Source organism: Shewanella sp. UCD-FRSSP16_17 (genome assembly GCF_001675935.1).
Classification (GTDB): Bacteria; Pseudomonadota; Gammaproteobacteria; order Enterobacterales; family Shewanellaceae; genus Shewanella; species Shewanella japonica.
Map to the genome: position 1 here is coordinate 329,928 of NZ_LZFV01000013.1, position 10,708 is coordinate 340,635.

At 40.1% G+C, this 10,708-nt stretch carries 11 protein-coding genes; 3 read left to right on the top strand and 8 right to left on the bottom strand.

Going from position 1 to position 10,708, the window contains the following annotated elements; genetic code table 11:
* Positions 1-76: 76 nt before the first annotated feature.
* Positions 77-637 (bottom strand): CBS domain-containing protein, encoded by a 561-nt coding sequence (locus tag A9267_RS10535; protein WP_065109120.1) that lies wholly within the window; start codon positions 635-637, stop codon positions 77-79.
* A gap of 248 nt (positions 638-885) precedes the next feature.
* Here A9267_RS10535 and A9267_RS10540 point away from each other — a divergent pair, with 248 nt between their 5' ends.
* On the top strand, positions 886-1,560 hold the full coding sequence (locus A9267_RS10540) for a PilZ domain-containing protein (protein ID WP_065109121.1): 675 nt from the start codon (positions 886-888) through the stop codon (positions 1,558-1,560).
* 37 nt (positions 1,561-1,597) lie between these two features.
* Here the strand turns inward: A9267_RS10540 and A9267_RS10545 are convergent, their stop codons facing one another.
* Both A9267_RS10545 and A9267_RS22050 read right to left on the bottom strand, forming a co-directional pair.
* Positions 1,598-1,987: an MmcQ/YjbR family DNA-binding protein gene (locus A9267_RS10545; protein WP_065109122.1), complete on the bottom strand. Its 390-nt coding sequence runs from the start codon at positions 1,985-1,987 to the stop codon at positions 1,598-1,600.
* 5 nt (positions 1,988-1,992) lie between these two features.
* Positions 1,993-2,640, bottom strand: coding sequence for a hypothetical protein (locus tag A9267_RS22050; RefSeq protein ID WP_231919074.1), 648 nt, complete (start codon positions 2,638-2,640; stop codon positions 1,993-1,995).
* A gap of 276 nt (positions 2,641-2,916) precedes the next feature.
* On the opposite strand from A9267_RS22050, the gene A9267_RS10555 reads away from it, so the two are divergent.
* Both A9267_RS10555 and A9267_RS10560 read left to right on the top strand, forming a co-directional pair.
* Positions 2,917-3,336, top strand: coding sequence for a hypothetical protein (locus A9267_RS10555; protein ID WP_065109248.1), 420 nt, complete (start codon positions 2,917-2,919; stop codon positions 3,334-3,336).
* Positions 3,323-3,754 (top strand): hypothetical protein, encoded by a 432-nt coding sequence (locus tag A9267_RS10560; RefSeq protein WP_055023120.1) that lies wholly within the window; start codon positions 3,323-3,325, stop codon positions 3,752-3,754. The genes A9267_RS10555 and A9267_RS10560 overlap by 14 nt, the downstream gene beginning before the upstream one ends.
* A gap of 295 nt (positions 3,755-4,049) precedes the next feature.
* Here A9267_RS10560 and yghU read toward each other — a convergent pair whose 3' ends face one another.
* The 5 genes from yghU to pfaD all read right to left on the bottom strand — a co-directional run bounded on the left by yghU (position 4,050) and on the right by pfaD (position 10,700).
* Complete coding sequence (gene yghU / locus A9267_RS10565) at positions 4,050-4,907, bottom strand: glutathione-dependent disulfide-bond oxidoreductase (RefSeq protein WP_065109123.1); 858 nt, start codon at positions 4,905-4,907, stop codon at positions 4,050-4,052.
* Between the two features lie 275 nt (positions 4,908-5,182).
* The gene (locus A9267_RS10570; protein WP_065109249.1) at positions 5,183-6,757 is read right to left on the bottom strand and encodes a methyl-accepting chemotaxis protein; all 1,575 of its coding nucleotides are present in this window, start codon (positions 6,755-6,757) and stop codon (positions 5,183-5,185) included.
* Positions 6,758-6,969: 212 nt separating this feature from the next.
* Complete coding sequence (locus A9267_RS10575) at positions 6,970-8,451, bottom strand: CotH kinase family protein (protein ID WP_065109124.1); 1,482 nt, start codon at positions 8,449-8,451, stop codon at positions 6,970-6,972.
* 314 nt (positions 8,452-8,765) lie between these two features.
* On the bottom strand, positions 8,766-9,023 hold the full coding sequence (locus A9267_RS10580; protein WP_055023117.1) for a hypothetical protein: 258 nt from the start codon (positions 9,021-9,023) through the stop codon (positions 8,766-8,768).
* A gap of 48 nt (positions 9,024-9,071) precedes the next feature.
* A complete protein-coding gene (pfaD, locus tag A9267_RS10585) occupies positions 9,072-10,700 on the bottom strand; it encodes an eicosapentaenoate synthase subunit PfaD (protein WP_065109125.1) in 1,629 nt (542 codons plus the stop codon).
* Positions 10,701-10,708 lie beyond the last annotated feature (8 nt).

Below are 10,708 nucleotides of genomic sequence, written 5' to 3' on the forward strand. Positions count from 1 at the left end.
TCAATCAGGTTTATCGTCACTTACCTGAGATTTTCAGGTAAGTGGCTCCGTGATTTATATCGATTAGGCAAAATCATTAATGGGCATTAGAGAAAATTTGACTGAAAGAAGGCCGTTGATGTATTTCTATTGGCATATTGAGTTTTCTGGCTAAGTCACTCGCAGCAATCAGCCCTCGGATATGATGCAATTCATGATCGATGACTAGCATGTGGTGCAAATTATTTTGTTGCAAAAGCCTGACTATATCACTGACTTTGGCTGTTGAAATTTGTTGATAGTCAAACGCTTGTAGCTCTTCTCTTGGCACCATCACTTCGGTGACTAAAAGCTCATCTACAGTAAGGTCTAGCTTTTTCGCGGTAACAAATAAATTATGGTCAGACAATTCTTGCTGCGTTATCACCCCTAAAAATTTATTTTTCTTATCAACAACTAATCTCATAAATGCATGGGTTTGTTCCATGATTATTGCTGTGCCCACTGCGCTGGTGGATGCGTCAACGACAATAGGACGTGCTACATCAAAATCAGTAAATACATCTAATGCTGGAGAGTCTAAACTGGGTGAGTCAGTGCTGGTAGACCAAAGTAAGTGATCGATAGATGCAGTGCTGAATAATTCTAGATTTCTCATATGTTAACTCCGTTACCTTATGTCAACGGCTGAGGCGACTGAATCTGACGACCGTCAATATTCAGGTTTGGTGCAATGTCTTTTATGTTTTACATCAAAAACCTTAACCTTGTGATATTTACCATAGACCTCTAGATACAAGAGGTGCAAGCACATGAATAACATTTAATTAAGGTTAACTCACTGTTGTGTATGTTAAATCTTGTGCTAATCTTTGATTGGGAAATAAAAGGTTCAGGGAAGGTAAAATGACCACAAAACAAATCAATACTAAAGAGGGTTTGTCTAAAGAATTTAAATACTTATTGGCTGGTACGCCTGTCAATATTGATATTGTGACTCCTGCAGGTAAAAAAGGGCGTTTTCGTACCATTTTTATCGGTTATCTACCTGAACAATTCATACTAATTCAATTTCCAGATGCAAATAAATTGGGAGGCTACAGCCAGTACATTACTCAGGGCTCACAAGTGACTGTTCGTGGTTTAGTGGAAGGTCATGAGGCATCTGTAATCGCATTTATTTCAACAATCAAACAAACCTTGAGTCAGCCATCTCGTATTATGGTATTGAATTTCCCAGATAATATGGTTATTCACAATTTACGTTCGACCAAACGTGTGTTGACAGATTTAACCGCCAATATCGCTTTAGGTGATAACCAATGGCAAGTTAAAATCACCGATGTTTCACTTTCAGGTTGTCATATTGAAGTTAGTGAAGGTGGAAAAGATGAGTTAACAGAGGGAGAGCAGATTGAAATCGTGATAGAGGCTACAGAACAAGAAAACCTCACCATTAAAGCCAGAGTGTGTAATGTTAAATTATTCGAAAATGGCGTGGAGTTTGGTTGTCAGTTCTTGGGTGAGCAAGACAATACTATCGAAAAAATCGTGCACACAGCTCTGCTTTCTGAAAAATAGTCTTGCTCAAATCCTATAAAAGGCTTTGATTTGTTCGTTATAAATGCAGTTTGATGGCTGTTTGATGCTTCTTAGGAAGTTTGTCGACGACTAATAGGTATGAATTATCAATAATGCGCAATACCTCGCCATCTGGAATTAATCGAGATTCTTTAGATTTATCACTCCCAGTTGACTGTAAATAGATAGAAATCCAATGTTTCTTGTCCATATGATATCCCGTCGTAATATTGCTAAATATCTCTCTTAGGGCGAATGAGTCTTCAGGATCGCACTTTACATTAACCATCAAAGCATCATTTCGCCATGACATTAGTGCAAACATCTTCGAGTGAACTTTAAAAACGTGAGTAGATTCTCCGAATGGAAAGTCTTCTGTAGCAAAAGGTTTAGTCAGTAAATAATCTCTTATTGTGTCAAATTCCATGTGAGCTATTTCCGTTTAAGTGAGATATCACCACTGGTGACATTGAGCAGCTTGCCATCAATTGTGACAAGTTTCGCCTCTATATGCATCGACATTGGAAAGTTGATGTCAGGTTGCTTAATTATTACTTGGGCATAAGTACGGTACTGATTAGATAATACATAAAAATCATTATCAATTTGACAGTCAAAGAAGAAATATTTTTCACTTAAATTAATGTTTTCCAGTAAATTTTTGGATTGCATTAAATGCTCTTCTGTTGTGGTTATATGGCAAACATGCTGACTATTTCTCTGACCGAACTTAAACGAAAGTGCGGCTTTGTTAGCTAAATTTGTACTATGTCCGCCTAAATAAGTCTCCAAATGCAAAGCGGTTTTAAGCGGGGAAATCGTTTGAAGATGCCTTGTACTGTCAAGGTGCTCATCCGTTGCATGTACGCTAAAAACAATGCCGTTAAATAAGTAACAAATGATGATGCTTACTGTTTTGACTTTAGCCTTAGTTGGACTTTTGCTGTTAAAGCATGCAGCGATGAGGCGATTCGCTGTCGCTAACAAGTTTAGTTGGCTGGTATTGAAGTGGGGGCTTTTGCAGAGGCTGAAGGTGTCATAAATCCCCGTCACTGCTCTAAGTATTAATAGCTTGTTCATATTTACCTCATATGAAGGTGCTGATAGTACTGGTGCAATTTTGCTTTTATCTGTGTAGCCAGTGTGCGCTTTTTTACTCTTTAAGCGTTCTAATTAGCTGGTTTACATAGTTAACTTTGCGCCTAAAATTCAATGAAATCAATATAAAGTCGTTATGATTAGTGTTAATTGAATATGATCTATATTGCAATGAATAATAAAGGTACTTAGTACGATTTACTTTGTGAGGAAACTTAATTAGTATATACACATGTGTATTAAGTGCCTTTGTTCATTATGCGAAAATTTCTTGTATCAAATATTGCTGATCGTCCACACCGAAAAATATATGCATCGCTTGGTAACAATGCTTTTTTCGATTTAGCACCTGGTCAACATGGCTGGGTTGACTTTTGTTCAATCTCAAAAGGAGATTGGGTTTATGTCATCAATGCAAACCGTAAAATTCCAGTGGCTTATCAAGTTGAGGCCATATTAGATGAGATAGAAACTGAAGAACATCAGATACTAGGTAGTCGACTGGTATCTGCTATCGGAGGACATACTCGAGTGCTATTTGGTAAGCCTGTTAAAAGAGTAGATACAATTTATACCAAGTTTGTTAGTGATAATGTTGTAACAAGTTCGAAGTTGAGGCCTGATGGCCAGATGTACCAGGGGTTTAACTGCGCTGAGGTCGTCGATGAATACCTTTAAAATGGGCAGTATTACATTTACTCATATCGCTAATATCAGTTTATCTCAAGCATGGCTTGTTAATCGTAATAGCGAAACTTATGGCTTATATGACTTTGAGGGTAATGAGTACGCAACAAGAAAGCATTGGTTTTCTCTGTTACCAAGAGACATTTCGGGGGTGTATTTTTTCAAGAAAGGAGATCAGGTTTTATATGTCGGCGAGAGTGGTCTACTCGGAAAACGTATTTGGTCACATGGTACGGCTGGCAGGTTAGTTAAAGAGGAGTTAATACGTGATATGGAGCTATGGATTGCGACTAACGTAACTGTACCTAGTCCGCTAAATGGTGAGCCTGTTTGTGTAAGGGGCGCTGTAGAAGCACAGTTAATGGCGATGTATTCACCTCAATATAATCGAAAAGAAGAGCGATGCTGATGTATAAGCAAACACAATCTTATGTCCGTTTAAATATTGGGGATTTTTGCCCGCATTGTGGTTTTATCATTACTTTACCGCCAGACGTACAGCCGACGTGCTTATGTTGTTGGAAAAAGCTTGAAAGTGATTAATCGGTAAAGGGGTTGTTGGTTAGCAATAATGCGATAAGCACTTGATGGTGTGCCTACCGCTTTATCAAAGTTCATTTCCAATGGGGGTGAATCACATCAAAGGTATAGGCTCACATTATCAAAATTGAGTGATCTACCAATGGATTGAGAAATTGTGAGTGTTATGGCTGACGTTTAAGCACATTATCAATATCTTCGGCGCTATGACGATTCGCTAGTTGTTCCCACTCTTCCCCCCAGGTTCGATTAATGATTCTGCCACGCGCGACAGCTGGACGTTGTTCAATGTCTTTTGCCCAGCGCATTAGGTTAGGGTAGCTTTCAACATCTAAAAACTCTGCTGCTTCATATAGGTTTCCAAGCACCAAATTTCCGTACCAAGGCCATGTCGCAATATCGGCAATACTATACTCATCACCACCCAAGAAGCGGTGTTTAGCTAATTGCTTGTCAAGTACATCAAGTTGACGCTTGGCCTCCATAGAGAACCTGTCGATAGGGTATTTAAACTTTTCAAGGGCGTAAGCATAAAAGTGACCAAAACCGCCACCTAAATAAGGAGCCGAGCCCTGCAGCCAAAACAACCAATTCATGACTTGGGTTTTAGCAGCTAAATCTGTTGGTAAGAAGCAGCCAAATTTTTCAGCGAGGTAAAGTAAAATAGCGCCTGACTCAAATACATTAATAGGCGTTGAGGTGCTGTTATCTAATAACGCAGGTATTTTTGAATTTGGATTAATGCTAACAAAACCTGATGAGAATTGATCGCTATCACCAATACTAATCAAGTGAGCATCATATTCTGCGTCAGTGATCCCTGCGGCTAACAGCTCTTCCAACATAATCGTGACTTTTTGGCCGTTAGGGGTGCCCATAGAGTAAAGCTGCAGTGCATGCTTCCCAACCGGTAAATCTTTATCATAGCGCGCACCAGAGTCAGGACGGTTTATACTGGCAAACTTGCCGCCATTTTCTTCTTCCATTACCCATTTTTTAGGTGGAATAAATTCGTTTGTCATTGTGTACCCTCACTTTGAATCGCTTTAAACGGCTTTATAAGCATGGCTTAACGTTAACTGTATATATGATATTAGGGCATTTTTAAAATTAAAAAGTCTTATCAAAAAATAAACTGTCACAACAGGAAAAAATGACAACCAGAAAGAGGGCATAATAGTCAATCAGCCGCTAAATCTCTTGTCATCTGCATACATAGGGAAGTTAATCAGTGTTGAGCAAGATTGCGTCATAATCAACATGTAGGTTATGACGCTTTGGGTAATATTGGAGGTGATTATTTGGTGCGCTCGATTGTTTGCGTCCAAAATTGTCTCGATAAATGACGCGTTTTATTGGCTAATCGACTCATTTGTTCACACTTGTTTTGGGTGTCATCGGTTTGAATTAAGGTCAGGTTTGAAATCTCATCTATCTGTAAAATAGATTGGCTAATTTCTTCTGCGACCGCTGTTTGTTGGTTCATGGCTGTAGAGTTAAGCTCAGCCATTTCGTGTATGCGATTAATTGAGTTAAGGAGCTGAGCAAAAGTGTCATCCGCTTCTTCTGCTAAGGATACTGATAAATCGGCTTGCAATTGACCAGACTCCATTGCTTGAGTCGCTTCCTTTGTGGTTTTTTGAAAGTTCGTGACTATGTGTTCAATTTCTGATGTGGAATCACTGGTGCGAATTGATAATTGCCTAACTTCGTCCGCCACAACGGCAAATCCACGGCCAGATTCACCTGCTCGAGCCGCTTCAATGGCAGCATTTAACGCTAATAAATTCGTTTGTTCTGCGATGCCTTTAATCTCTCCTAGGACCGATGCGATTGATTGGCTGTCTTTTTCAATTGTATTGACCACCGTTGAGAAATGAACCACTTCTTTTCTAAGCTCGCCAATGGCATTGACCACTTTGTCCATACTATCGTGACCTTTACTAGCAGCCTCTTGGCTGGTGGTAATTTCTTGTGCTGTATTACGGGTATTTTGATTAACTTCAGTGAAGCTTGCCGTCATTTGCTCCATTGCTGTTGCGGCCTGACGGGTTTGGTGTGTTTGTTCTTTAACCCGTTCACGAGTGGTCGATATAGTTTGATTAAGCTGCTGGCTTTCTTCGCTAATGGAGGTGGCTGAATCTGCCATCCTACCGACAACACCACCCATTTCAGTGACTAAGTAGTTTAAGGCTAATTCAATTTTTCCCAACTCATGCTGACTTGATGAAAAAATCCCGCAAGCAATTGGGTCGTCGATAATTTTTGTGGCCTTATTTTCAAGTTCTTTTAATGGCCTCGTTAAGTAATACATGACAAATCCAGCCATTAATGGAATGAAAAAAGCGGCGACCAAAGTTGGCATGAATAGCGAAGATACTACCCCTATCAAAGAAATAACGGTTGCCCAAAGGCAAAGTGAACCCGTAAAGCTAAGCAGTGGTGCTGAGGTTTCTCTGGGGGCTTTACCTTGATTTAACTGTTTGTAAATTTTTTCAGCGGAATTGATGTGTTCACGACAAGGTTTACGTCGAACAGACTGTAGTTCATGCATTTTGCCGTTTTCAAAGACTGGCGATATATAGGCATTGACCCAATAATACTTGCCTGTTTTGCTTTTATTTTTAACGATACCAAACCAAGGTTTTCCGTCTTTGACCCGTTGCCACAAGGATTCAAAAGCCGCTTTAGGCATATCAGGGTGACGAACAATATTGTGTGGTTTTCCGTGCAGTTCATCTGTCGTGAACTCTGAGATATCTGCAAAGGCTTGATTGGCGTATTTGATATTACCATTCAAATCAGTGGTAGAAAGTAAAATGCACTCGTCCGTCAGCGGTTGCTCTATATTGTTTGCCTTGATATCACTCATTGGAAATAACCAAACTAAAAAATAAAGAGGCATAGTGCCTCAGCTTTGTCACAATATGTTTGATTTAGGTCAATGACTTGTTAAGGTGTTATTTTTTAATAAGAAAGTGTGCGCTAGTAAACGGTTTTGCATTGATAGCTACAAAAACGAAAGTAGCCAGTGCTGCTTTCGTTTTCATTGTATCGGTAAAAATGACAGAAAAAATCTACAACCTATTGCGTGTTTAAGTAATCGATTACGGCGTCTGTACGACTTTCAGCATGTTCAGATAAATCATCAACTGCTTGATAAAAGTCATTTGCAGACTCTAAAAATGAGTAACCTGTTAACTCTGTTGTGGCATAAGGCTCTATTAATGCTGAGTAACTGTCATAAATTGCCTGCATCTTATTGGTTTCATAGCTATTGCTAATAACGTCAGATAAATACTGGTTATAGCGTTCCCGGTATGTGTCATCAGCATAGATTTTGGCTATTAATGGCCAAGAATTTGAGTCTAAATCAGAGAAATCAAGTTCTAGTGCGCCGCCCATTTTACCCGTCTGTAATGCCTCATTATTATCCCATGGGATCCAAGTTAGTTTGTTTGTGTCTGGATCGTTGTAAAGATAATAATTATGGGGCATTAATCCGTAAGTATCCCAGTTTTGAATTACGCCATTCACTGCGAGATATTTCAAGAACACATCAACATCAAATATAGCTTCAAGGTTTTCACGCCAAGTAACAGGATCGGAAGTTGCAGTATCATCATGTAATGCGTCGAATAAAGCTAAAATATCTGACCAATCTTCATCATCTTCATTGGTTTTCTTTTCAAAACTGTCTTCACTGAAAGATCCTTCAATAAAGGTCGCACCATCATCCTCAGGCTTATATAAGTTACCATCATCACTACTAAATTGAGTATCAATTACCGTGTCATCGACTTCTTCCACAAGGGTATATAAGCCAAAGTATTCAGGGCCATCACCATGGTCGATATATAAAGTATAAAAAGCAGTGTGAGAGATGGCTAAACCTGCATCTTTAAATACATCGGCGACGACCTTTTCACGTAACTGTGATTCATCATCGTAATTATTTTTAAGACTTAACTTTTTAAAGCCATAAAATCGTTGATTGTCTATTTGCGGGTAGTCGTCTTCAAACTCATCAAAATCTAACTTAAAAGACAACTTGAGTACGCCTTGTTGCCAACTGGTTTGTAGTGATGAGTTGCCCTTAAAACGGATACCAACTCGATACCACTGTTTGCCTTCGTAATAAATATCAGCTGGTACCATAATGGGGTTGTCATCTGTATCTACAAGGTTGTTTGAATTCGTCGTTGTACCAAAAGTGCCATAAGTATCAGTCATATCGTTAAGCATGATGGTCCAGCGATTTTTAGTGACCACCACATCAAGGCGTTTTACTTCATTGTCAGCAAACACTTCATCAAAGTTGGCATCTGCACTTTTGCTATGGGTATCATCGGTCCAATCGCTTACTTCAAAATCAGTGTCGCTATACTCCTCAACCGGTGTTTCAATTTCAGGGTCAGGTACTGTTATTACAGTCTCTTCGCTACTGGTTTCATCAGAACTATCACAAGCAGTTAATAGGCATAAGCTAGTAAGCGGTATAATTAATAGTTGCCGAAATGGTTTACATCCCGTTTTAAAAAGTGAATAGAGAAGGGGACTGAACATAAGTAAACTCCTAAGTTAACCCGTAGTTGATAATGGCTAATATGAGTTTTTAATGTTATGTGATTAAAATGCAGAAACCGTGCAGGAACCGTGAAGCAATGAAGTATATTTTAATTACCTAATTTGAACCGTATCAGTAACAGCATTCCCTAAACTCTCAATTCTAAATTCACTATTCTGAATAACTTATTTTGGTGAGTGATTAGGTAAGTCGCCACTTGATAAAGTGGTCAATTAATTGCAATAAAAAAGGCATCTTTCGATGCCTTTTTTAAATGGTAATGATGAAATAATCTATGGGTTATTTCATCGTATTATTTCAAAAGTGCCACAGCTTCCATATCCAGTTCAATATCTGTGCAGCCTTTTGCGCAGTATATCCCTGGTGCTTTTTCGGCAGGTTTGGCATTTTTAGTATTGGGCGGTAATTGCAGCGTTAGTGGCTTGTTACATTCAGCACATGTTGCGCTATTGCCCTTTAGCATGCGTTTAATCAGATTTTTTTGTTGATTGAACGACTCAAGTGTTGTGCCATTAACCACTGAAAAATCAAGTTTTTGTGTTTCGCTCATTACCGCTACCTATATCCAAATGACTTAGCTTGATGACGCTTGGCAGTCTTACTTAACCTGATCAAGCGGGCTCCAACGCTGTAATTCTACAGGCAGTGCCACCCCTTGAGCGGTAAGTAAGTTTACACGCGCTTGATAAGCTGCGCCGTGCATCAAGTGTTTTGCTAAGTCTACCGCATTTCGCTGGGTATAATCATCTAAATAGCTGCCTTTTGCCCATTCGTTGAACGCGCCCAGTGCAGGACCTGCCCAAATTTGATAATCCATTTCACGGCCAGCTTCACCAGAATTAGACCAACGGCTTGATAAACCTAAATACCAACGGAAGATAAGCGCCATTTTACGCTTAGGGTTACCTTCTGCGCGCTCGATTTGTTTTGGATCGCGTTCATTAAAATGCGCCACTGTGCCAGCCCAAATATCATCAAGGGTCGAGCGGAAGACTTGTTTTTCAAGTTTTTCACGTTCTTCGGCAGGGATGGCTTCAATCGACTCATAACGGGTATAAATCTCATAAAGTTTATTAGCACGCATTGGGAATAAGGTGCCACGTTTTACCACTTGTAGCTTAACGCCCATCTCGAACATATCAGCAGCAGGTGCCATGGTGACATCGGCCATTTCAGTCGTAGCAAGTAGTTTACGCGTGTGTTCACTGGCTCCCGCTTCAACACAAGCTTGGTTAATTGAGCCTGTCACAATATAAGCTGCGCCCATATTAAAGGTTGCAAGTGCTGCATCAGGGGTGCCGACACCGCCGCCACAACCGACACGAATAGGGGTTTTGTATTGGTACTCGGCTTGGATTTTATCTTTAAGCGCCAAAATTGTTGGTAATAGCGTCACTAATGGACGGTTATCAGTATGGCCGCCAGAATCGGCTTCTGCTGTCACGTCATCAGCCATTGGCACTAATTGGGCGAGCGCCATTTGCTCTGGGGTGATTAAGCCTTCATCAACCAGTTTTTGCAGCATTTTAGCGGGAGCTGGTTGCATAAACTTACTCGCCACTTCTGTGCGACTTACTTTAGCGATAACCTTGTTGGCGATAACGATTTCACCTTGGCTATCACGACTTAAACCTGCTGCGCGGTAATAGACAATTTGCGGGGTTAAACCCAAAAATGCTGATGCTTCAACCGTGCGCACTTTATGTTTTAAAAACAGCTCAACACTGCCACGTTCTAATGCTGGCTCACTTGGGCTGTGAATTAAATTAAACATGTATGGGCCATTTGGCAATGCTGCTTGAATGCGATTAATGGCTTGTTCAACACGAGATGGAATGAGTCCGGCTGCGCCGAACGAGCATAAAATGCCCGCTTGACCCAGTGCGATAACGAGCTCTTCTGATGAAATACCGTTAGCCATGGCACCAGCATAATAAGCGTATTTAACACCATGAACACGACGGAAGTTACTGTCACCTAAACTTTGGGTACCTAATGCTGGGGCAAATGCACTAACAGGCAGATCTTGGCTACTGCTAATACTTTCTGTAACCACTTGGGCATTTTGAGAAATACCTAAGCCTTTTTCTGGGTGACTCACTAAATAACAAGCTTGGGTGAGTTCTTTTAATTTATTACCGATAGTGGCAGTGTCAAAGCTGGCATCACTTGGCGCAACTTGCCAAGGCCATGGAGAAAGCTTTTCGTTTTGAGTGCTAATAGTCATTATTATTC

Bases quoted from the DNA above. Each gene is read 5' to 3' on its own strand.
- A9267_RS10535 (WP_065109120.1), bottom strand. From the start codon at position 637: ATGAGAAATCTAGAATTATTCAGCACTGCATCTATCGATCACTTACTT.
- A9267_RS10540 (WP_065109121.1), top strand. From the start codon at position 886: ATGACCACAAAACAAATCAATACTAAAGAGGGTTTGTCTAAAGAATTT.
- A9267_RS10545 (WP_065109122.1), bottom strand. From the start codon at position 1,987: ATGGAATTTGACACAATAAGAGATTATTTACTGACTAAACCTTTTGCT.
- A9267_RS22050 (WP_231919074.1), bottom strand. From the start codon at position 2,640: ATGAACAAGCTATTAATACTTAGAGCAGTGACGGGGATTTATGACACC.
- A9267_RS10555 (WP_065109248.1), top strand. From the start codon at position 2,917: ATGCGAAAATTTCTTGTATCAAATATTGCTGATCGTCCACACCGAAAA.
- A9267_RS10560 (WP_055023120.1), top strand. From the start codon at position 3,323: ATGAATACCTTTAAAATGGGCAGTATTACATTTACTCATATCGCTAAT.
- yghU (WP_065109123.1), bottom strand. From the start codon at position 4,907: ATGACAAACGAATTTATTCCACCTAAAAAATGGGTAATGGAAGAAGAA.
- A9267_RS10570 (WP_065109249.1), bottom strand. From the start codon at position 6,757: ATGAGTGATATCAAGGCAAACAATATAGAGCAACCGCTGACGGACGAG.
- A9267_RS10575 (WP_065109124.1), bottom strand. From the start codon at position 8,451: ATGTTCAGTCCCCTTCTCTATTCACTTTTTAAAACGGGATGTAAACCA.
- A9267_RS10580 (WP_055023117.1), bottom strand. From the start codon at position 9,023: ATGAGCGAAACACAAAAACTTGATTTTTCAGTGGTTAATGGCACAACA.
- pfaD (WP_065109125.1), bottom strand. From the start codon at position 10,700: ATGACTATTAGCACTCAAAACGAAAAGCTTTCTCCATGGCCTTGGCAA.